Source organism: Kribbella sp. NPDC049227 (assembly GCF_043197265.1).
In the GTDB taxonomy this organism is placed as follows: Bacteria; Actinomycetota; Actinomycetes; order Propionibacteriales; family Kribbellaceae; genus Kribbella.
Window position 1 is genome coordinate 677,039 of record NZ_JBICST010000005.1, and the last position, 21,829, is coordinate 698,867.

The 21,829-nt window shown below is 67.4% G+C and carries 19 protein-coding genes; 10 read left to right on the forward strand and 9 right to left on the reverse strand.

The window, feature by feature from the left end; all coding sequences use genetic code 11:
* Positions 1-34: 34 nt before the first annotated feature.
* The gene (locus ACGFH6_RS25505; RefSeq protein WP_393388452.1) at positions 35-1,519 is read right to left on the reverse strand and encodes an alkaline phosphatase family protein; all 1,485 of its coding nucleotides are present in this window, start codon (positions 1,517-1,519) and stop codon (positions 35-37) included.
* Between the two features lie 228 nt (positions 1,520-1,747).
* Complete coding sequence (locus ACGFH6_RS25510) at positions 1,748-5,338, reverse strand: glycosyl hydrolase 115 family protein (RefSeq protein WP_393388455.1); 3,591 nt, start codon at positions 5,336-5,338, stop codon at positions 1,748-1,750.
* 296 nt (positions 5,339-5,634) lie between these two features.
* Here ACGFH6_RS25510 and ACGFH6_RS25515 point away from each other — a divergent pair, with 296 nt between their 5' ends.
* Genes ACGFH6_RS25515 through ACGFH6_RS25525 form a run of 3 tightly spaced genes read left to right on the forward strand, consistent with a single transcriptional unit; the run spans position 5,635 to position 8,758 of the window.
* Positions 5,635-6,570 carry a carbohydrate ABC transporter permease gene (locus tag ACGFH6_RS25515; RefSeq protein WP_393388458.1) on the forward strand — a complete coding sequence of 312 codons (936 nt, stop codon included), beginning with the start codon at positions 5,635-5,637 and terminating at the stop codon, positions 6,568-6,570.
* Positions 6,560-7,405 carry a carbohydrate ABC transporter permease gene (locus tag ACGFH6_RS25520; RefSeq protein WP_393388461.1) on the forward strand — a complete coding sequence of 282 codons (846 nt, stop codon included), beginning with the start codon at positions 6,560-6,562 and terminating at the stop codon, positions 7,403-7,405. The genes ACGFH6_RS25515 and ACGFH6_RS25520 overlap by 11 nt, the downstream gene beginning before the upstream one ends.
* Positions 7,406-7,441: 36 nt before the next feature.
* The gene (locus ACGFH6_RS25525) at positions 7,442-8,758 is read left to right on the forward strand and encodes an ABC transporter substrate-binding protein (protein WP_393388463.1); all 1,317 of its coding nucleotides are present in this window, start codon (positions 7,442-7,444) and stop codon (positions 8,756-8,758) included.
* 49 nt (positions 8,759-8,807) lie between these two features.
* Here the strand turns inward: ACGFH6_RS25525 and ACGFH6_RS25530 are convergent, their stop codons facing one another.
* On the reverse strand, positions 8,808-9,881 hold the full coding sequence (locus tag ACGFH6_RS25530; RefSeq protein ID WP_393388466.1) for a LacI family DNA-binding transcriptional regulator: 1,074 nt from the start codon (positions 9,879-9,881) through the stop codon (positions 8,808-8,810).
* Between the two features lie 90 nt (positions 9,882-9,971).
* On the opposite strand from ACGFH6_RS25530, the gene ACGFH6_RS25535 reads away from it, so the two are divergent.
* Positions 9,972-10,991: a LacI family DNA-binding transcriptional regulator gene (locus tag ACGFH6_RS25535; protein WP_393388469.1), complete on the forward strand. Its 1,020-nt coding sequence runs from the start codon at positions 9,972-9,974 to the stop codon at positions 10,989-10,991.
* Between the two features lie 153 nt (positions 10,992-11,144).
* The gene (locus tag ACGFH6_RS25540; protein WP_393388471.1) at positions 11,145-13,385 is read left to right on the forward strand and encodes a carboxypeptidase regulatory-like domain-containing protein; all 2,241 of its coding nucleotides are present in this window, start codon (positions 11,145-11,147) and stop codon (positions 13,383-13,385) included.
* A 99-nt stretch (positions 13,386-13,484) separates the two neighbouring features.
* Here the strand turns inward: ACGFH6_RS25540 and ACGFH6_RS25545 are convergent, their stop codons facing one another.
* On the reverse strand, positions 13,485-14,228 hold the full coding sequence (locus ACGFH6_RS25545; protein ID WP_393388474.1) for a response regulator transcription factor: 744 nt from the start codon (positions 14,226-14,228) through the stop codon (positions 13,485-13,487).
* A gap of 141 nt (positions 14,229-14,369) precedes the next feature.
* On the opposite strand from ACGFH6_RS25545, the gene ACGFH6_RS25550 reads away from it, so the two are divergent.
* Positions 14,370-14,645, forward strand: coding sequence for a hypothetical protein (locus tag ACGFH6_RS25550; protein WP_393388477.1), 276 nt, complete (start codon positions 14,370-14,372; stop codon positions 14,643-14,645).
* Positions 14,646-14,678: 33 nt separating this feature from the next.
* Here ACGFH6_RS25550 and ACGFH6_RS25555 read toward each other — a convergent pair whose 3' ends face one another.
* The 3 genes from ACGFH6_RS25555 to ACGFH6_RS25565 form a co-directional block, all read right to left on the reverse strand.
* A complete protein-coding gene (locus ACGFH6_RS25555; RefSeq protein WP_393388479.1) occupies positions 14,679-15,128 on the reverse strand; it encodes an SRPBCC family protein in 450 nt (149 codons plus the stop codon).
* Between the two features lie 61 nt (positions 15,129-15,189).
* Positions 15,190-16,026, reverse strand: a complete 837-nt coding sequence (locus ACGFH6_RS25560) for an MBL fold metallo-hydrolase (RefSeq protein WP_393388482.1) — start codon at positions 16,024-16,026, stop codon at positions 15,190-15,192.
* Complete coding sequence (locus ACGFH6_RS25565; RefSeq protein WP_393388484.1) at positions 16,020-16,616, reverse strand: dihydrofolate reductase family protein; 597 nt, start codon at positions 16,614-16,616, stop codon at positions 16,020-16,022. The genes ACGFH6_RS25560 and ACGFH6_RS25565 overlap by 7 nt, the downstream gene beginning before the upstream one ends.
* 75 nt (positions 16,617-16,691) lie before the next feature.
* On the opposite strand from ACGFH6_RS25565, the gene ACGFH6_RS25570 reads away from it, so the two are divergent.
* The gene (locus ACGFH6_RS25570; RefSeq protein WP_393388487.1) at positions 16,692-17,189 is read left to right on the forward strand and encodes a winged helix-turn-helix transcriptional regulator; all 498 of its coding nucleotides are present in this window, start codon (positions 16,692-16,694) and stop codon (positions 17,187-17,189) included.
* 18 nt (positions 17,190-17,207) lie between these two features.
* Here ACGFH6_RS25570 and ACGFH6_RS25575 read toward each other — a convergent pair whose 3' ends face one another.
* On the reverse strand, positions 17,208-18,092 hold the full coding sequence (locus ACGFH6_RS25575; protein ID WP_393388490.1) for a LysR family transcriptional regulator: 885 nt from the start codon (positions 18,090-18,092) through the stop codon (positions 17,208-17,210).
* A 119-nt stretch (positions 18,093-18,211) separates the two neighbouring features.
* Here ACGFH6_RS25575 and ACGFH6_RS25580 point away from each other — a divergent pair, with 119 nt between their 5' ends.
* The 3 genes from ACGFH6_RS25580 to ACGFH6_RS25590 all read left to right on the forward strand — a co-directional run bounded on the left by ACGFH6_RS25580 (position 18,212) and on the right by ACGFH6_RS25590 (position 21,247).
* The gene (locus ACGFH6_RS25580) at positions 18,212-19,303 is read left to right on the forward strand and encodes a methyltransferase (protein ID WP_393388493.1); all 1,092 of its coding nucleotides are present in this window, start codon (positions 18,212-18,214) and stop codon (positions 19,301-19,303) included.
* 138 nt (positions 19,304-19,441) lie between these two features.
* Entirely contained in the window at positions 19,442-19,957 is a 516-nt protein-coding gene (locus ACGFH6_RS25585) for a CBS domain-containing protein (protein WP_393388496.1), read from the forward strand.
* 3 nt (positions 19,958-19,960) lie between these two features.
* Positions 19,961-21,247, forward strand: a complete 1,287-nt coding sequence (locus ACGFH6_RS25590; protein ID WP_393388499.1) for an ArsB/NhaD family transporter — start codon at positions 19,961-19,963, stop codon at positions 21,245-21,247.
* On the opposite strand, the gene ACGFH6_RS25595 is transcribed toward ACGFH6_RS25590, so the two are convergent.
* Positions 21,235-21,798, reverse strand: coding sequence for a hypothetical protein (locus ACGFH6_RS25595; RefSeq protein ID WP_393388502.1), 564 nt, complete (start codon positions 21,796-21,798; stop codon positions 21,235-21,237). The two genes, ACGFH6_RS25590 and ACGFH6_RS25595, sit on opposite strands and share 13 nt — an antisense overlap.
* Positions 21,799-21,829 lie beyond the last annotated feature (31 nt).

Here is a 21,829-nt window from a genome sequence, read left to right on the forward strand (position 1 = left end):
CGCTCCCGGCGTGTGGGAGCGGCCGTCTGCATCGTCAGCTGACGTGCGGGCGGTGGCCCGGCTCCTGGCGGGGGATCGACTGCTGGCTGCCGGGGATGGTCGGCAGCGGCAGCTGGGAGGCCTGGTACTGGGCGAGGTTGTACTGACCGGTGGTGTCCGGCAGGGTCGGCGCGTGCTTCGAGTCGCCGAACCGGAACGCGCCGGTCAGGTCGCCGACGGTCTTGCGTCGCCAGTCGCTGATGTTGGTCTCCTTCACACCGGTGATGCGTTCCAGGAAGCGCAACTGTGAGGTGTGGTCGGAGGTCTCGGAGAAGACGTAGCCGCCGGTCGTCCACGGCGAGACGATGATGCACGGGACCCGGAAGCCCAGTCCGACCGGCAGGCCGGCGCCGTCCACCCCGGTGTTGGACGTCTTGAACACGAACTCGTCGGGCGTGCCGGGCTTGGGAGTCGGCGGTACGACGTGGTCGAACATGCCGTCGTTCTCGTCGTACGACAGGATGAACACCGTCTTGGCCCACACCTCGGGGTTGGCGGCGATGGCGTCGATCTTGGCGGCCACGAAGGTCGCCCCGGCGGCGGGCAGCGCGGCCGGGTGCTCGTCGAAGCCCGACGGCGGGAGGATCCAGCTCACGGTGGGCAGTTGGTCGTTCATCGCGTCGTACTCGAACTGGCCCATCGGCTGGGTGACCATGCCGTTGTCGTACAGCGGGTCGCCGGGCTGCGCGCTGCCGAACTGCTTCCACTTGCTGATCGATGCCGCTCCGGTCTGGCCGCCGGGCTGGCGGTAGATCTTCCAGCTGACGCCCGCCTTCTGCAGCCGCTCGGGGTAGGTCGTCCAGCTGAACTGGTTCGCCGGCCCGCCGGTGGTCAGCGACGGTCCGCCGGCCAGGCCGTTGGGGTCGAGCGTGCCCGACATCCACATGTGCCGGTTCGGGGCCGTGGGACCGAGGACCGAGCAGTGGTAGCCGTCGAGGATGGTGAAGGCCTCGGCGAGGGCGAACTGGAACGGGATGTCCTCGCGGGTGAAGTACCCCATCGTGTACTGGCCGTCGGTGGCGCCGTCGGAGGCCATGTGGGCGGGCACCCAGTTGTCGTTCTTCCCGCCGTTCAGCGCCTCGTGCTGCACCTTCCATTCGTGGCTCATCGACGGGATCGCCTGGGCGGCGGTGATCTTGGTGTTCAGCCGGTAGGGCAGCAGGTAGCCGTCCGGGTTCGACGGGTCCGGCTGGTAGAACACGTTCCGGCCGTTGGGCAGCCGCGCCGCGCGGGGGTCGCTGAAGCCCCGTACGCCGGACAGCGTCCCGTAGTAGTGGTCGAAACTGCGGTTCTCCTGCATGAGCATGACGACGTGCTTGATGTCCTTCAGCCCACCGTGCTTCGGGGGCGGTGACGCGAGCGCTGTACGGACGTTCGGCGGCAGCGCGAGCGAGGCCGCGGCCAGGCTCGCGGCCGCGGCGCCGGTGCCGAGCAGCCGGCGCCGGCTCATGCCCGCGGGTGCGTCGGGGGAGTCGTTCATGGTTACCTCACATCGACAGTCGAGTACGCCGCGATCGGCGCCCTGCGATCGTCGACCTCCGATCTGACCCACCGCTGATTGCTTGATGGCGCGTTGCCGAACGAACGGCAACCAACACCACCCACCACGAACCAAACCTCAGTAATAGTTGAGATCCCGCGACCTCGGGACCTCCGCCGGCACCAAAGATGCCATAGGCAACCGAGTGCCCGTCCTCGTGACGTTCGGTCAGTGGCGGCCGCTCGCGGTCCAGTCCGCATCCGCGGGCGGGACCTCGTCGCCGGTGGTCAGGTACAGCCGGTCGATGCGGAACCCGGACTTGCGGGCGAGAATCGACAGCACATGTCGTCCGGGGTGCAGCTCCACGTCGGACAGCAGCGTCCACAGCCAGATCTGCTGGGTTCCGAAGCTGTACAGGTTTCCACCCGAGTACTGCGCGTCGAGCGACAGCGGGGTTCCGTCGACCGCAAGCCAGCACGAGTCGTCGTCGCGGTCGTCGTATTTCGCCAGCAACCACACGTGGTAGCTGCCCTGCGTCGTGACGTCCACGGAGTAGTGCAGCCCTGGAGCACGCACCGGGTCGTCCCATCGGAGGCCCCGCTCGGCGATGTGCATGGCCAGTCCGGAACCACCACCGGTCTCAGCCTGCGTGTGAGACCAGGTCACCGGTTCGGCATCGAGGCTCGGTGTCGTCCATGCGCTCGCCTGGTTGACGAGCGCGTACTCCGCCTCGAGCGCGAGGACCCCGCCCTCCTCGACCACGACGCCGGCGCCGAGATCCTCGAGGACGTTCTTCCTCCCGTCGGCACGGGCCCAGGCGCGCGGTTCGGCGAGGGACTCCTGGGCCACCGCGTGGTTGGGCTTGAACGTTGTATCCGTGTCCCAGAACCCATGTCCGGCGTACACGACCGGCGGCAGCGGCACCCCGTCGGGATCGGTGCGGTAGATGTCTCGTGCGACGCGGGCGAGCTCTCGCTCGTCGACGAGGTCGGGTGCCGGCTCCCGTGTCGATTGTGTCGGCCGGGCGGTGTGCTGACTGAACTGCGGGCCGAGGTTGGAACTGCGCCGCGTACCGGTGTAGATCACGAGTTTGGAGACGGCCACGCCCGGATCGACGGAGTGGATGCGGACGGTGTGCCGGCCGGCGTCGAGATAGGGCAGCCGGGCCTGGAGCAGCTCGACGTTGTCCAGTACGGCGGTCGTCCAGGCGCCGCGGTACTCGTCGGTGGTCGGCGATTCGATCACTACCGACGCGGCATCGTCGACGCTGACCGCGACGCGGATCCGGCCGGTGGCGTCGAGGGTGGGAAGCCGGTGGAGTTCGAGCAGGTGCGCTCCGGCAGTGACGAGGTGTGCGTCGTACTCCAGAACGGCACCACGGTCTCCGCGGGCGACCGCCGCGCTGTTCTCGTACCGTCCGAGGTGGGGCACAGTCACCCACGACGACGAGGCACCGTCGAGACGGCGTTCGGGCAGCGACGGATCGATCGAGAGGTACCCGCCTGCCTCGACGGAGCCGACGAACCCCGGATCGGGAGCGAGAACGGACGGGACGGTCACCGTGACGGTGACCTCCGTTTCGTCGTCGAGGTTGCGGACCACGATCGTTCCTGACTGCCCGCGTCGAGCCTGCGCGTCCGGCACCCTCACCGAGACACGAGCCTCGGTGTCGATGACGCCAGACAGAGGGGAGACCTCGATCCAGTCGTCGGCGGCGACCTGGTATTTCAGGCCGCCCGCACCGGTCGTGAAGACCTCGAGCCATTTGGTGCTGGCGCCGTACGGCCAGAAATCGAGTCGGGGGTCCTCGGTCGCTCCGTCGTCGCTCCACGGCAGTACGCCGAGACCCGGTGCGCCGATCGACAGGGCCGGCTTGGCCGGTGGGTACAGAGCCATCACCGGCGGCGGGAACTCGTCGGGAGTGAACATGTGCGCCCACTTCCCGCCTGACATCGTGTGGTTGTAGTAGTGCATCGCCGCCCGCTTGTGGCTGTCGAACGTGCGCGACAACGTCAGGTAGTGGTCGGCGGCAGACGCTTTGCCCTGATCGAAGGCGAGTGTGCTGCGGTCGGCGTACCGGAACTGTGCGCTGGTCAGATAGGCGAGGTGGATCTTGATGCCGATGAGCTGGAAGAAGGCGTCCCGCTCGTCGGCGGGCAGGGCGTCGTGGATCTCGTTGGTCCGCACGTACAGGCGGTGCAGGGCATCCAGCCGGCGTCCGGCCTCGTCGCCGTACCCGGTCTGCGTGAACGTGTTCGCGCTCAGGTGCTCGATCTTGCGCTGGTTGGCCAGCTGGTAGTACTCGGCGTACAGGTGGGCGATCTGCGGGCCGTGGCTGCCGGAGAACGTCTTGGCCGCCCACTGCTCGACGAAGCCGACGACATCGGCGGTGGAGGACTCCTTGCCGGCTTCCCACGCGGATCGCAGGAAGAACTCCGTCTCGATCTCCAGCGGCTTGAGCCCACCGACGTTGTCGACCCAGAGCCGGCGGATCCCCTGGTCCCAGGCCTTGGTCAGCTCATGGCGCATGAGCGCGAGGGGAGTCGAGGACGTCGCGAGGTAGCTGCGTGGCGGCTGCGACCAATAGGAGGAGTGGTAGTACAAGCCGTGGCCGCCGGAGCGTTCGCGCTCTTGCGCGGAGGGGAAGCGGCGGACGTAGCCGAAGTTGTCGTCGGCCCACACGATGGTCACGTCATCGGGTACGCGCAGCCCCGCGTCGTACAGCGGCAGAACCTCCTTGTACGGGATGAAGATCTGCGGTACTTCGTCGGCGCGGTCGCTGAGCTCGTGGGTGAGCAACGCGCGCTGGTCGGTGATGACCTGCTCGAGCAGACTGACCCGCGCCGTGTGTTTCTCCAACTCGCTCAGCGTGCCGTCGGCGTCGATGGCCGCGGTGGAGAACCCGTAGTCGTGGATGCCGCGCATGCCCACGGTCCAGGTGACCTCGAAGCCCCGGTTCTGCTCGATGCTTCCGCGCCAGTACTCGAGCAGCTTGTCCCGGTTGCGGCCCGGCAACGAGTAGTCGTACACGACGGGCTCACCTTGGCCGGCGACCCATGGGTCGAACTCGTGCTCGTTCGAGCGCAGCAGCATGTCGCAGTGGCTGCCGCCGATCACGATGCCCATCGCGTGAGCCAGCCGGCCGTTGGCCGGGTCCTGATTGAAGGCGTTGACGTGCATCGCCGGCCACAGGTAGTTCGCCTTGAGGCGCAGCAGGAGTTCGAAGACGCGCCGATAGGTCTCCGGTCCGATGGTGCCGTCAGCGGTGTGGTTGCGAGCCCAGGCGTCGAGCTCCTCCTCGTCGTTCAGGAAGATCCCGCGGTACCGGATGGACGGCCAGTCGGCCCTGGTTCCGGGCGCGATGGTGACGTGCTCGCGCCGGCGGACCGGAACGTCGCCCCACCAGTGCCACGGCGAGACTCCGATCGCCTCGCACAGGTCGTAGATGCCGAAGATCGTGCCGCGCCGGTCGGCGCCGGCGAGGTAGACCGCGTCCGGGCCGGCCTGGATCACGAACCCTTCCCAGCGCAACCCGCCATCGGGCGCCGTGAGCGCCGAGACGTCCAGGTCGCCGCGGGCGATCGCTTCGTCGATCGCCGGTGACACCCCGATGGTCCCGACCACCAGCCGCGCTCCGGCCGCCTGCGCCGAGATCGTCGCGTGGGCTCCGCAGACCGTCTCCAGGTCCCGGCACAGGTCCTCGGCGGCGCGACGGACGGCGCCGTCCTCGGCGCCGCCGAGCGCGACGGTCGTGGCCTGATCGCGCGCTGCGACAAGAGTTCCTCCGTCGCGGCTTTCAGCGACATAGCTGCTGGTCATGGCATCTCCGATGGTGTCCAAGGTGCGGCATGGAACCGTCACGTCCGCTGATGTGCTCAGCGCGGCGGCCGAGTCAACCTAGCTGAGCTCAACACCGACGATTTCCAGGGTTCTCGCTGACTGGACAGTGAGCATAGGCGATGTTGACGAACTCTGGAACCGTTGTCATGATGGCCGCAGTTTCAGAGTGTTTGTCACCGGGGATCGGCCGGCGCCGCGGCATGCCGTTCCCTCGAGCAGAGGAGTGGTGCGATGGGCGACGAGGCTGACCGGCCGTCGCTGAGAGGCGGCGACGCATGAGCGTTGCCGAGTTGCAGCAGCTGACGAGGCGCCGGGGCGGGCCGAGAGCCAAGGGCGGCACGCCCGACAACAAGGCGGCCCTGATCTTCCTCGGCCCCTGGCTGGTCGGGGTGGTTGCGCTGACGATCGGCCCCCTGATCGCCTCGTTGTACCTCGCCTTCACGAACTACAACCTGCTGCAGGATCCGAAGTTCGTCGGTCTGGACAACTTCGTCCGGATGTTCTCCGACGACCGGCTGCATCATTCGCTGCGGGTCACGTTCGTCTACGTGCTGGTCGGTGTGCCGGGCCAGCTGATCGTGGCGCTCGCCCTGGCGATCCTGCTGGACAGCGGTATGCGCGGGCTCACGTTCTACCGGTCGGCGTTCTACCTGCCGTCCCTGTTGGGGTCGAGCGTCGCGATCGCCGTCCTGTGGCGGCTGATCTTCGGCGGCGAGGGACTGTTCAACAGCGTCCTCGGCTTCCTCGGCGTGCAGACGCACACCAGCTGGATCGCCAACCCTGGTACGTCGCTGTGGACGATCATCGTGCTGCACATCTGGACGTTCGGTTCACCGATGGTGATCTTCCTGGCCGGCCTGCGGCAGATCCCCCGCGAGCTCTACGAGGCCGCCTCCACCGACGGCGCGGGAACGTGGCGCACCTTCACCTCGATCACCCTGCCGCTGCTGACTCCGATCATCTTCTTCAACCTCGTGCTGGCGATCATCAACTCGTTCCAGGCGTTCACGCAGGCCTTCGTGGTGTCGGGCGGCACCGGCGGTCCCAGCGACTCGACCTTGTTCTACACGCTGTACCTGTACCAGGAGGGCTTCGGCTCGTTCCGGATGGGGTACGCGTCCGCGCTGGCCTGGCTGCTGGTCGTGATCGTCGGCGCGTTCACCGCGATCAACTTCTGGGCCTCGAAGTACTGGGTGCACTATGACGACTGAGACCTGGTGGACCCGGACCCGGCGGATCGCGCGGCAGGTCCTGATGATCGCGGTCGTGGTGCTCGCGCTGTATCCCGTGCTCTGGATGATCGTCAGCTCGCTGCGGCCGGACGGGCACATCTTCTCCAACCCGTCGCTGCTGCTGAACACGTTCGAGACCTCGAACTACACCCGTGGCTGGTCGGCGCTCACCCGGCCGTTCAGTACGTATCTGCTGAACTCGGCGGTCGTCGTGCTGGGCGCGATCATCGGCAACCTCGTGACCTGCTCGATGGCTGCCTACGCCTTCGCACGACTGAGGTTCCGGTTCCAGAAGCCGGCGTTCGCGCTGATGCTGCTGATGATCATGATCCCGATCCATGTCGTGATCGTTCCGCAGTACGTGATCTGGGCGCAGGCGCACCTGATCAACACGTTCTGGCCGCTGATCGTCCCGAAGTTCCTGGCCACGGACGGCTTCTTCGTCTTCCTGATGGTCCAGTTCATCCGCGGGCTGCCGCGGGAACTGGACGAGGCCGCCCGGATCGACGGTGCGGGCCACGGCCGGATCTTCTTCCAGATCCTGTTGCCGCTGATGACCCCGGCCCTGGCGACCACGGCGATCTTCACGTTCATCTGGACCTGGAACGACTTCTTCAGCCAGTTGATCTACCTGACCGATCCCAACCTGTACACGGTGCCCGTCGCGCTGCGGTCGTTCGTCGACGCACAGTCGCAGTCGTCGTACGGCTCGATGTTCGCCATGAGTGTGGTCTCGGTCATCCCTTTGTTCCTCGCGTTCACCTTCGGGCAGAAGTACCTGATCCGCGGCATCGCGACCACCGGCGGCAAGTAGCCGGGCTCCTTCCATCCAGAAAGCAGGACAACAGCCATGCGTTTGAGAATTCGACGCGCTGCCGCCGGCGCCGTCACGATCGCTCTGGCCTCCCTCGGCCTGGCCGCCTGTGGCGTCGGCACCAGCGCCGGGTCGGGCAAGCCGGCCGAGCTCAGCCAGGGCGACGTGAACCTCCGGGTCAACTGGTGGGGCGGCGACGCCCGGACCAAGCTGACCCAGACCGCGATCGCCGCGTTCGAGAAGAAGCATCCGACCATTCACGTGACCGGCGAGTTCTCCGACTGGAACGGCTACTGGGACAAGCTCGCCACCGCGACGGCCGGCGGGAACTCTCCCGACGTCATCCAGATGGATCAGCTGTACCTCGCCTCGTACGCCGACCGCGGTGCGCTGACCGACCTGTCCAAGATCAGCCAGCTCACCACGTCCGCTCTCGACCCGTCCGTGCTCGGGATGGGACGGACCAAGGACGGCCTGTACGCGATGCCGATCTCCACCACGGCGTTCGGTCTGCTGGTCAACAAGGACACCCTCGACAAGCTGGGCATCTCGCTTCCCGACACGAACACCTGGACCTGGGACCAGTTCGACGCGTTCGCGCGGTCGATCACGGACAAGTCCGGCGGCAAGGTGTACGGCACGACCCCGTGGGGCAACGAGTACTCGCTGGAGCTCGCCGCCCGGCAGGCCGGCGACCAGATGTTCAAGGACGGCCAGATCGTCATCAAGCCCGAGACGGTGGCCGGCTACTTCCAGCGGGCCCTCGACTGGTCCAAGGACGGCGCCTCGCAGCCGGCGTCCCAGTTCGCCGAACAGGCCTCGGCGACTCTCGAGCAGTCCGACTTCGCCACCGGCAAGTCCGCGATGATCTTCACCCAGGTGTCCCAGCTGACGGCGTACGCCAAGGCCGCGGGGGATGCGAACGTCGTCGTCGCCAAGCTGCCGACCGACGCGAACGCCGGCAAGTACTTCTACTTCAAGCCGGGCATGTACTGGTCCGTTTCCGCCAAGAGCGAGCACCCGGCCGAGGCCGCGCTGTTCGTCGACTTCATGGTCAACGACCCGGACGCGGGCGCCATCCTCGGCACCGAACGCGGACTGCCCGCCAATCCCACCGTCGTCAAGGCGATCACCGGCCACCTGGACGCCAACGACAAGAAGGTCGTCGACTACACCGACGCCATGACGCCCGACCTGGGGCAGGCCCCGGAGATCGTCCCGAACGGCGCCAGCGACACCGACACCCTGATCCTTCGCTACCTGCAGGACGTGCTCTTCGGCAAGAAGACGCCGCAGCAGGCCGCCGACGGACTGATCGGAGAGCTCAAGTCAGGAATCAGCGCCGCAAAGTAGGACGCGCCGGTACGGCGTGGGTCCAGCCGGCTCACGCCGTACCGGCATGTCACCCACGCGGTGGGGTGCTCGCGCGGACCGTGATGCGGGCCTCGAACTGCTGGGCCCGCCGCTGTTCCGCGGGAACGGACGTCGCCATGTCCACCACAGCCGCTCCGATGGCCTCCAGTGCCAGGTTCACGCTGGTCAGGCCAGGGGTGACGTCATCAGCGTCGACGACATCGTCGAAGCCTGCCACGCCGATGTCGGTGCCCGGAACTAGTCCGATCGTCCGCATCGCGCTCATCGCCCCGAGGGCCATGGTGTCGGTCGCCGCGACCAGCGCGTCGACGTCCGCGCGGCGGGCCGACAGCAACTCGGTCGCCGCCGCGTACCCGCCTTCGCGCGACATCGGAACGTCACGCAGGTGTGCGACGTGGTCGACGTGAACTCCGGTCTGCCGTGCTCCCTCGGCGATCCCGGTCTCCCAGGAGCGGACGCCCGACGAGTCTCCGTTCGGCCGGATCAACGCGACCGAGCGGTAGCCGAGCTCGGCGAGCGAGGTGATCAGGAGCCGGGCGCCTTCGCGCCGGGGAACGATCGCCGTGTCGAAAGGCAGTTCGTCCTCGCCGGCCACGACGATGCGCCCGCCGTCGCGCTCGTACCGCTCGAGCTCGCGCAAGAGCGCCGCGTGCGAGGTGTTCGTGCCGCCCCGGGCTCCGGCGAGCACGAGGGCCAGTGGACGCTGGCTGCGCAGCATCCGGATGACCCGGACCTCGTCGTCGGCGGCGTGCTCGGTCCCGCTGATCGTGACCATCAGGCCGCGGTGCCGCGCCGCGTTGATCGCCCCGTGGACCAGCTGGGCGTTGTACGGGTCGCGGATGTCGGAGACCACCATGGCGATCGTCGGGGTCGCGCCGGTCGTGGTCGCGCGCGCCGACGAGTTCGGGCGGTACCCCAGCTTGGTCGCGGCGTCGTGGACCCGCAGGCGCGCGTCGTCGGTCACGTAACGAGACGCCGGATCCAGGGCTCGCGATGCCGTCGCCAGACCGACGCCGGCCGCCTTGGCGACGTCCCGCAAGGTGACGACGGGACGCCTGGCCCCGGATCGAGTCGTTGCTCCGTCGTCATTGTCTTTGGCCACGCAATGATTGTCCCATCGCGTCCCTGAGCGATGCTATGACCATGCACGCAGTCGCCGGCCCGGGCCGGCGTGACGATCGGAGTCGAATCGGTGGCAGCTGACGAGCCGACGGGCACCGCGACCCTCCGGGACGTTGCGAGGGTGGCAGGTGTGTCGCCGTCGACGGCCTCCAGGGTTCTCAACGGTGGCGGCCGCGCGGTCAGCGACGATCTCTCAGTGCGTGTCCTGGCTGTGGCCGACGCCCTCGGCTACGTCAGTAATCAGGCAGCTCGAGCGCTGCGGGGCCAGCGCTCAGGAGTCGTCCTCCTGGGCGGTGATCCGCGCACCGCCTCCATCGCCGCGATGGGTGCCGGCATGGAGGAAGCCGGTCGTGAGCGGGATGTTGCCGTCAGCATCACCGCGGTCGGGCCCGACGCGGAGACGCACCTTGCGGCGCTACGGATCCTGCGTGGCCTGCGCCCGCTCGCCCTGGTCGTGACCAGCGCCAGCTTCGTCGGTACGGACCGGGAGTTGATCCTCGCCGAACTCGAGGCCGCCCATCGTGAAGGGGCGAACGTGGTGTTCATCGGCGAGCACGACTACGACTTCCCCGCCGTACGGTTCGACGACGTCGAGATCGGCCACCTCGTCGCGCGTCACATGGCGTCGCTCGGGCGCAGCCGGCCCGCGATCCTGACCTCGGCCGGCCACCCGGCCATGGAGGGCCGTACCCAGGGGTTCCTCGAGGCCCTTGCGGCGGCGGGGTACGAACGCGATGCCATCGCCGTCGAGAGCGTCGAGATCTCGCGAGAGGGCGGCCGTACGGCGACCAGGCGATTGCTCGAACGCGCCGAGAAGCCGGACATGCTCCTGGCCGGCAACGATGTGCTGGCGATCGGAGCGATCCATGAGGCCCACGAGGCAGGGCTGAACGTCCCGCGGGACATCGCCGTGTCCGGCGTCGACGACATCCCGATCGCCCGGGACATCACCCCGCCGCTGACCACTGTCTCGCTGCCGTTCATGGAGGCGGGCAGGGCGGCGCTCGCCATGGCCCTGGACGGCGACGACCAGGCCGACATCCATCTGCAGAGCCGCCTGATCATCCGCGACAGCACGGTCCCAGCCTGATCGTTGCGCTGCCGGGACGCTTGCGGCCGATTATGGAACCGTTGTCTCGCTGATGTCCGTATCCGGTCAGATTCTCCTGTTCGCGCCGTTGACGGAGGTTGGAACCGTTGGCACACTCGGCAAGGGATTGGCGAACAAGGAGGAACAGGAACCATGACCAAAGTGAGGCGTTGGGTCACGCACCTCGTCGTACCGGCAGTCGGTGTGACGATGGTCGTCGCCGGTGCGGCTCCCGCATCCGCAGCGCTGCCGGCAGAGTCGCCGAAGTCGGCGCCATCGTTCGCCGGGTACACCGACAAGACCGCTCTGAAGACCCAGGGACGCAGCGTCGTGGACAACGGCGCGCTTCCCGTCGTGGACGGCTCGGCACCGCCGAGACGGGGCGGCACCACCTACTACGTCGACTCCGCCGGCGGTGACGACACGGCGAAGGGCAAGTCGCCGTCGACTGCCTGGAAGACGCTGGCGAAGGTCAACGCGACGACGTTCGGACCTGGTGACCGGATTCTGCTGAAGGCCGGCAGTTCGTGGAGCGCCGAGGGCGACCAGGTTGCCAAGGAGGCGTACGACTACACCCAGTGGACGGCCGGCCAGCCGACCGACGTCGCGGGCACCGACCCGACCGCGCTGCTGGCGCCGAAGGGCTCCGGCTCGGCCGCCAGGCCGATCATCTTGTCGAGCTACGGTGACGGCGCCGCCCCCGAGCTGAACGGTCGCGGGGTCGTCAACGACGTACTGCAGTTGACCAACCAGGAGCACTGGGACATCTCGAACGTCGAGATCAGCAATGTGACGGACGGCTTCGATCCGTCGAAGTTCCAGCCTGGCAAGAACCAGGGGCTGTTGCCGGGGGAGGAGAACCCGTTGACCGGCGACCTGCGCGGCATCCACGTGCAGGCCGAGAACGCGGGGACGCTCGCGGGGTACACGATCCACAACGTCTTCGTCCACGACGTCAGCGGCGTCATGTGGTCGATCGGCAGCACCGGACTCGACCGCTCGAAACGCACCGGAGGCATCCTGTTCGAGGGCCTCAAGGGCGACGCGCAGACGGTCTCGCAGTTCGAGGACATCACGGTGAAGGACAACTATGTCGCGAACACCGCGTTCGCGAACGTGATCTTCAAGCAGTTCTCCGGGATGGGTGAGAACCGCTACAAGGACGTCGAACCCGGCTGGGGCGACCGCGCGGTCGGCAAGGCCGCGAACGACGGCACCGTCACGGCCGACCCGGACTGGCGCCCCCATCAGAACATCGAGGTCTCGGGCAACTACCTGACCAACCGGGACACGCAGTACGGCTGGGACTCGCTCTACCTGACCAGCGTCCAGCGCGCCACCGTCGAGGGCAACGTCATCGACGGAGCGGGCGTGTCGGGCATCGAGATGTACTACACCGACAATGTCGTCGTCCAGAACAACGAGGTCGCCGAACTGGAGACCCGCGTCAACGCCGCCGACTCGAACGGTATCGACCCGGACCGCGGCTCGACGAACATCCTTGTCCAGGGCAACTACATTCACGACTCGGGTGAGGGCGTCCTGCTGTGCGGCTTCGGCTTCGGCTCGGCGGTGGTGCGGTACAACATCATCCAGGACGTCGACCGGAACTACGTCAACCCGCACGGCGACAGCGGCGTGAACGTCGTCTACAACAACCTGATGTACAACACGCAGCGGCCGGTGAAGAACAACACCGTCGGATTCTTCGAGTCCTCGGGGACCGCGAGCTCGATCCTGACCGCGAAGAACGCGCACTACGTCCTGAACAACGTGTTCGTCAACACCCGGGCAGACGTCACGGCCGCCCAGTTCCGGGCCGCCTATCCCGGTGTCCGGTTCAGCAACAACGCGTACTACGGCCCGCAGGTCTCCGCGCCGGGCGCGGACCTGAACGCGATCACCGCGGATCCCCGGCTGGGTGGCAACCCGGAAACCGACGTCGCGAACGCGGCGCCCGTGTCGAGCAGCTCACCGCTGATCTCGGCAGGTACGACGGTCGATCTGTCCGCGATCGCGCCAGGATTCGACGCGACCGGGAACGCCGGCACGACCCAGTTGCCGCTGCGCGCCGACTTCTCCGCTGCAGACGTGACCACGCCACCCACCGTGGGGCCGGCGTCGTACCGCCCCGCTGACGGCAACGGCCTGCTCACTGGCACGGTCATAGCGCAGGACGGTCACGCCGTACCCGGCGCCACCGTCGCCTTCGGACGCGGCACCACGACGACCGACGCCCGTGGCCGGTACGTGATCGAGGTCTCCGCCGGCAAGTACACCCTGACCCCGTCGGCCGAGGGGTTCGAGAACGGACAAGGCCTCAAGCTGCGAGCCCGCGACGGCGCGACCCTCCCCGCCGACCTGACTCTCGGCGCAGCAGAAAGCGGCAGCTAGCCGTATCAGGTCATGAGGTTGGCAGCGGTGGGTTGAGGAGAACCTCCGGTTGTGGGATAGCCTGTCGAGCCCCCAACCGGAGGTTCTCGTCTCGGCCGGCTATTCCAGCCCGGCGGTGCTCATGGTTGTGACGGCGGCGGTGCGGCTGGTGACGCCGAGTCGCTCGTAGATGTGATTCAGATGCGTACGTACGGTTCCCTCGGACAGCTGCATTCGCCGGGCGATCTGCGTGTTGGTGTAGCCCTGGGCAACATATTGGAGGAGCTCGAGCTGGCGCGGCGTCAGTGCCGAGGGGGCTCGGCGGCGGCGCTCGGCACTTCGGTACGCCGCGATCAGGTGCGGCCGCAGCAGCGTGAGCACCAGCCGGTCGCGCTCGTCGAAGTCGCGACCCGGGCCGCGCCACAGATACAGCCGGGTGGAGTGTCCGGGGACGTCGGGTAGGTAGACCATCAGCGCCCGCATGCGCCCGAAGCCGTAGTCGATGCCCATCGGGCTCGCCCGCCACTGGCGGTCGGAGACGAAGTCGCTCAACTTGGTCACGTTGACGATGTCACCAGTGCGCTGCGCGTAGTTACAGGCGTCCGACGTCTTGTCGAGCTCCCAGTAGTGCGGGTCCGGAGGGTCGTTGCCGATCTCTACGAACCGGGACTCGTCGAGGCCCTGCTCGAGGACGAACTCTTCCTGAGCGGGCCGGGCACGGCACAGCTTCATGGAGTCGCTGTGGAACAGGTCGCGCATGCACTCCATCAACTCCCACGGCAACCCGGGGCCGGGATCGTCCACCTTCAACGCGAGCAGGTCGCGCATCGCCTCCAGATCCCGCCCGCTGATGCCGTCGGTCATGACGCCCTCCCTCTTGCGACGCTACGCCGCCGCCGCGCCGGGTGCTATACGCGACAGCGCGTATTCCAGGCCGCCGGCCGCCATACCTAGCGTCGAAGCGAGTCCGGGATCCGAACCGGGCCCTTCACCAGGAGGATGGTCATGAACCACGCACGCACAGCAATCTCAGTCGCAGCGCTTTCTGTGAGCGCCATCGCGCTCGGCGCGTCCACCGCGGCGGCAAATCACCCCGCCGAGAACGGCACGCCGTCAGGCACAGTCACTTCGCAGGACCCTCCGCCACCCACGACCGTCGAGATCGCGGTCGACGACACCACCTCCGAAGCCGTGCAGCTCGGCGCCTCCGCCCTCGGCGGTGCCGGCATCGCACTCGGCGCAGTCCTGATCCACCGACGCCGTCAGCTCGTGAACCGCTAGGCGCGAAGGTCTCTCAACTGCCCTTCTGCTGCGTCAGTGGTGCTTCTCGGCGAGAAGGGTGAGGCGGCGCAGCGTTTCGTGGTTGCGGAGGCGCAGGACCGGGTCGACGAGCTGATGGGGGATCAGCGCGAGGGGCCCGCTGACCGCGCGTTCCCGCATCAGAAGGTGACACATGCCGTCGCGGTCGGTGAGCACGAACTCGACGATGCCGGCACCGCTCGGCCACGCGCGGACCTTCAGTTGCAGCAAGCGGTTCGGTTCGTACTGCTCGACGGTGGTGGTGTCGTTCAGCACCAGCGGCCAGATGCCGACCGAATGGTGAATGCTGTGGCCGGGCTGAGGCCAGCCGTCGTCGACGTCGCGGACCCGCGACGCGCCGACGACCCAGGCGGCGTACGTCCAGCCGTCGGTCAGGATCGCGAAGACATCCGCCGCCGAGGCGCGGATCAGGCAGGTGGTCTCGGTCATACCGCTGTCCGTCATGCCCGCCCGGTACCCGCAGATCGGCGCAGCACCCCGACAATGTCCGTCAAGGTCGCTGCAGCTAGCCGGGCGTCGCGTCGCGTCCGGTTCTTTCGGCGAGGCGTTGGAGTTGGCTTGTGTGTACGTCGCTCACCCATTCCCAGCCTGGCTTGGCCGATGAGCCGACTCGCGGGTCGGTGGGGTCCTGGCCGTCGCGCAAGGCTCGCACGTAGGCCCGATCCTGGTTGATCCGTGCGCGCAGCTCGTCCGCTCCGCCGACGGACCCGTGGCCCGGGACGACGACAGTGACGTCGTCCGCGACGTCCGCGAATAGCCGCAGTCCGGCGAGGTAGTCCTCGAGCGGGTCATCCGCGGTGCCGTACAGATCGAGCATCGGAACCAGGACATCGGAAAGCATGTCGCCGGCGACGAGAACACCGCGTTCCTCGATCAACAGTGCCGCATGGCCCGGGGCATGTCCCTGATGCTCGATGACTCTGACCTTCGGGCCATCCCAAGGAAGATGAGTCGTTCCGGCGGGTAGACCGGTGATGAGGCCGAACAGGTCCAGCGGTATGTCGTCGGCGACTTCCGACGGCAGCCCCTCGGCGACGCGGGCCTTCCAATCCGCGTTCGACAGCAGATCTTGCAGAGCTGCCGCGCACCGCGCCGTGCCGTACCGGGGTGCTTCACCGAACTCGGCGTACCAGAGCACGTGATCCCAGTCAGGATGCGTCGCGAAGCCCGCCACAACGGGCTGGCCCACTGCGCGAAGGTCGGCCGCGAGACAGGCCATTTCATCGCCCGTTATTCCGGGGTCGACGAGGAGCACACCGGCCGTGCCCTGCACGACAACGGCGTTGTTCTGGATCAAGTCGCTCTGGTGGACCAGCACACCGTCCGCAACCTGCGTCAGCATGGGCCGGCCTCCTTGACGTCGCGGACCGCGTAGCGGTGCATCGTGACTCCCTGCTTGAACGATCGCTGCTCGAGCAGCTCGAGATCGATCGGCAGGTCGTAGTCGTCGAACAGCGGCCGGCCGAAGCCGAGGATCGTGGGATGGGTGGCGAGCAGGAGCTCATCAAGCAGCCCCGCCCGGAGCAGCTGCGTCGCGAGCGCCGCGCCGCCGACGCCGATGTTGCCGTCGGTCTCCGCCCGGAGCGCGGCAAGCTGGTCGATCGCGTCGTCTCCGCCGATGATCCGGGTGTTGTGATCGGCGCTGTCGCGGGTGCGGGAGACGAGCACCTTGGGCTTGGCGGTCCAGATCTCGGCGAACTCACGCATGAAGTCCGGCAGCGACGCATCCTCGCGTCCCCGTGGCCAGTACTCCTCCATCGTCTCGTAGATGACCCGGCCGTGGACCATCAGCGCGAGTGCTTCAGCGTGGGCGTTGAACGCGCGGTGCAGTTCCTCGTCGATACGCAGCCACTCGCCCGCGCCGTCGTCCCCGGGAACTTGCTCGATCCGCAGGTCGAGGGACACGTTCATCGAATACACGAAGCGGCCCATGATCCCCCTCTTCCGAATAGTGCTTGCGTTCTGCAATCACTATATTAGGATGCAAACAGCTGTCAAGGAGGAGTCGTGGAACCACGGTCCGGGTGTCCGATCAACGCCGCCGTCGAGGTGCTCGGAGATCGTTGGTCGTTGCTCGTACTGCGCGACGTCATCTTCGGCGACCGCCGCTACTTCCGGGCGCTGCTCACCGGATCGATCGAGGGCATCGCCTCGAACATCCTCGCCGACCGCCTCGTGCGGCTCGTCGAAGCAGGGATCCTCAAGCGCGGCACGGCCGCCCGGGGACAGCGCGCTCAGTACAGCCTCACGGAGGCCGGCATCCAGACGCTCCCGATCATCTACGCCCTCGGCAACTGGGGTCTCGACTGGCGCCCGGGCACCGCCGAGCTCCGCAGCCGGCAGCAACTCATGCGCGACGAGGGTCCGGCGTTCATCGAGGAGCTCATGGACGAACTCCGCGCCCGCCACCTCGGCGCCCCACCGAAGCCGTACGACGGTCCAAGCCCACTCGAACGCGTCGACGCCGCCTACGCCGCAGCCGCCGACCAACAACCCGCCGACTAACGACCAGTTGCGCCGCGCTCACGCAGCGTGGCTCACCAGGTCGTGTGCAGCCGCGGCGAAGGCGTGGACTCGGGCGGTGGCGCCGTCCGTACGCCACATCAGACGCCAGTGCACCGGCGGTGCATCTGGGAAAGGGACGTAGGCGACATCGGGGCGCAGGTAGTAGCGCCTGGCGTGGGCGCCGATCGGGAAGACTCCCCGGCCGGCACCGACGAGAGTCAGGATCTCCTGGAACGACCCGGCCGTCGGACCGGGCTCCATCGGCGGTTCGGCCGGGGTCTGACCCGGCGGATGGGAGCTGGGCAGTTCATCGGGCGCCCGCAGTACCGTGACCCCGGCGAGGTCCTCGACCGAGACGGACCGCCGATCGGCAAAGGGATGTCCGGACGGTACTGCGAGCATCCGTGCCTCGGTCACGAGCGCAGGTCCCGTCACGAGGTCGTCCCGCTCGCTGAGGAAGCAGGTCAGCAGCACCTCCACCTCGCCGTCGAGCAGCCTCGGTACGGCGTCGTCGAGCTGCACTTCGCGAACCAGGACCTCGCAGCCGGGCTCGCGGGTGTGCAGCAGCTCGGCGGCCTCAAGGAGCAGTTGACCTCCGGCCGCACCGACGAAGCCGACGCGCAGGGTGCCGGTGATGCCTCGGGCCGACCGTACTGCCCGTTCGAACCCGGCCGCGATCATCTCCCGCGCGGGCCGCAGGTCGTCGGACAGCGTGCGCCCGATGGGGGTCAGCTCCACGCGGCGACTGGTGCGGTTGAACAACGGGGCGCCGACGCGACGTTCCAGTCCCCTGATCGTCTGACTGACCCGGGCAGTGGACACGTGCATCCGTTCCGCCGTTCGACCGAAATGGAGTTCCTCGGCGAGCGTCAGGAACGTCTCCAGCTCGTAGCGCTCCAGCATTCCCGACCTCCTTCGTTAAGGCACACTTCACGAGCGTTGCACAGGTTCGCGTTGATCGACAGAGCGGCTCCGACGAGGGTGAAGGAGTCCGAGCTTCGTACGACGTGGCAGGAGAATTCATGCGCACCACCCGTGATCAGGCCCCGACCGGAACGAACGCAGCCGTCGAGTCGCGCGTTGCCGACCACGACCTCCCCACGGTCTCGCCTCTGCCGCTGATGCAGCTCTCCATCGGCTTCTGGTCTTTCAAGGCGCTCGCGACTGCACACGAGTTGGACCTCTTCGCCCGTTTGTCCGGCACCGACGGTCACACCATCGACGAACTTGCCGAGCTACTGGGCATCGCCCAACGGCCGGTTGAGTTGCTGGTTACCGCGTGCGCGTCCATCGGGTTGCTCGAGCGCCGGGACGAGCGCTACGTCAACAGCGCGCTGGCTGACGAGTTCCTCGTTCCCGGCAAGGCTTTCGACTTCGGCGGCTGGGTGCAGATGCTCGACCGCAGGCTCTACCCGGCCTGGGGCAGACTGACCGAGGCGGTGCGAACCAATCGGCCGACGAGTTGGAACCCCGACGAGCAGGAGCACTTGTTCGTCGGCGAGGACCCCCAGTTGCTGGCCGTGTTCTGGGAGGCGATGCACTCGCTGTCGACGTTCACCGCGCGCGAACTCGGCGCACACGTCGACCTGTCTGCCTCCACCGCCCTGCTCGACATCGGCGGCGGCTCCGGGGCCTACGACATCGAGCTGTGCCGGCGCTTCCCCAACCTGCGGGCAACGGTGTTCGATCTGCCACCGGTCTGCGAGATCGCCTCGACGAAGCTCGCGGCAGCAGGCTACGAGGACCGCATCGCGGTCGCCCCGGGCGACTTCCTCGCCGATCCCGAACTCCCAACCGGCCATGACGTCGTACTGCTGTCCATGATCATGCACGACTGGACGCCAGAGCAGGACCTGGCGATCTTGCGCAAGTGCTTCGCGGCCTTGCCTTCCGGCGGCCGGATCGTGATCAGCGAGTTGCTGGTCAACGACGAGAAGACCGGCCCACCGGCCGCCGCCTTGATGAGCCTGAACATGCTGGTGGAAACAGTCGGTCGCAACTACACCGCCGCGGAGTACGAGCAATGGCTCCACACCACCGGCTTCGTCGACGTCCATACCGTGACCTTCGACGCCCCCGGCGCCAACGGCGCAGTCCTAGCCCACAAACCCTAACGCCACCGACCGAACGGCCCACGGGCCTGCGCGTCACAACCAAAGTTGGGGTCGGGACCCCATGGTTGGGGGGTGGGGTTGCGACGAGACTGACTTGCCATAGGGGTCGCCGCGGAGGAGGCGGCCAGGGAGGTCAGGGTGGACAGTGTCGAGGCGTTCGGTCAGATCGGGCGGGGCGCAGCGATGCGCGCCGGGGACATAGCCGTTGGTCTGCCCACTGTCACGGTGTTCGATCCTGTGGTGAAGGCCGTGCGGTTGATGGCGGTGGGGCGGATGCCGGGGCTGGTCGTCGTGGACGTCGGTGGGCGGCCGCTTGCGGTTCTGCCTGGATCCCAGGTGCTGAGGCTGAGCATTCCCGCGGCGTTTCAGGACGATCCGATGCTGGTGCGGACTGTCGACGAGTCGTCGGCGGATGCTTTCTGGCGTGAACTGGGCGGTCTGACGGTTGGTGACTGCTTGCCGGGAACTCCGGCCAGGCCGGCGATGGTGACCGCGGAGGCGACCTTGCTGGAGATCGCTGCGTTGATGGCGCGTGCCCGCAGCCCGCTGGTCGCGGTGGTCGGCAGCGACGGAGTCCTGACCGGTGTGATCACGTTGGAACGGTTGCTGACGAGTCTGGCGGTGACCGGGCTCGGTGACCAGTCGCCGGGATGAGTCGTGAGGCCTCTCGTCGCGCTGGGGATCTTCGGCTTGGCGTTCTTCTACATCGCGACGGAGAAGGCGAACAAAGTACGGGTCGTCCTGATCGGTGCCGCCGGCATGCTGTTGCTCGGGCTGGCGCCGGGTACGGAGGTGTTCTTCTCCGAGCACGAGGGGATCGACTGGAACGTCATCTTCCTGCTGCTCGGAATGATGATCGTGATCGGCATCATCAAGCAGACCGGCGTCTTCGACTATCTGGGGATCTGGGCGGCGAAGCGATCGCGGGGTGAGCCGTACCGGCTGATGGTCCTGCTGATGACCATCACCGCGGTCGCGTCGCCGTTCCTGGACAACGTGACCACGATCATGTTGGTTGCCCCGGTCACCATTGTGGTGTGTGAACGCCTGCGGATCCCGCCGCAGCCCTACCTGATCGCCGAGGTGCTTGCCTCGAACATCGGTGGCGCGGCGACGTTGATCGGTGATCCGCCGAACATCATCATCGGAAGCCGGGCGGGGTTGTCGTTCAACGACTTCGTGGTGCATATGACGCCGATCGTGGTGATCGTGTTCGCACTGTTCGTCGTACTGACGAGATTCCTGTTCCGCAAGAGCTTCCGGTACAACCCGGAGCAGGTCGCCGCGGTGATGGCGCTGCAGGAGCGGCGTGCGATCCGCGACGCGGGGTTGCTGGTGCGATGCCTGGCAGTGCTGGCGGTCATGATCGTCGGGTTCGCTCTGCATTCGGTGCTTCATCTCGAGCCGTCACTGGTGGCGCTGCTCGGCGCCGGCGCGATGTTGCTCGTGTCCCGGTCTGATGTGCCTGAGATCCTGCGTGAGGTCGAGTGGTCGACGCTGGTCTTCTTCATGGGCTTGTTCATCATGGTGTCGGGCCTGGTCAACACCGGCGTGATCGGAGCGATCGGTGACTGGGCGGTGGCGGCGATCGGCGACAACTACCTGATGGCCGCGACAGCGTTGCTGTTCGGTTCCGGCGTACTCGGGGCGTTCTTCGACAACATTCCGTACGTCGCCACGATGACGCCTGTGGTCGAAGGCGTGGTCGAGCAGGCGCCGGATCACCGCACCGGACAGTCGCTGTGGTGGGCGTTCGCTCTGGGTGCGGACTTCGGCGGCAACGGTACGGCGGTCGCCGCCAGCGCGAATGTGGTTGCCCTCGGCATCGCATCACGCAGTGGCCACCACATCACGTTCTGGCAGTTCACCCGCTACGGCATCGTGGTGACCGCACTGAGTATCGGGTTGGCCTGGGTGTACGTATGGCTGCGCTACTTCACCTGATGCCCGGCGGCCCGCAGTACACAGGCCGTCAACTCGACGTCGATCCGGTCGATCCGCAGCGCGGTCAGCCGGACGCCGCGAACTGTGATCAGGGTCTGCTCGAGGTCGTGATCGTACGTCGGCAGGACGGCCAGCGATGCCAGTCCGGACCGACCGATCAGCCCACCGAGCGTGCGCTCCGCCTCGTCCGCCGCAAGTTGCAGAGGCTCCAGCGAGCTTCGCGCGGCGAGCGCTGGATCGACGATGCGGAAGGTTGCCTCAGCGAAGAGCCGGACCTCCGCGCCCTCTGTGGAGCGCCCGCACACCACCAGGGGCATCCGGATGGGACCGCGCGCGAGGAGGACCTGGCGCTCCAGTCCAATGATGTGGAAGGTCAGGCCGGACGCGGCAACCCGGACGACGCGTCCGGAACGGACGACGACGAGCCACTGTCCCGTCGGTACGAGTCGTGCCGAGCCCGCGATGACCGCAGCGCTCAGGAGGATCGCGAACACGACCCAGGGCGCGGCCCCGGTCGGCGCCGGAGTCCACAGTGCGAGTGCTGCCGGCATGTCAACTCCCGAAGTACTGGTGCGGCAGGAC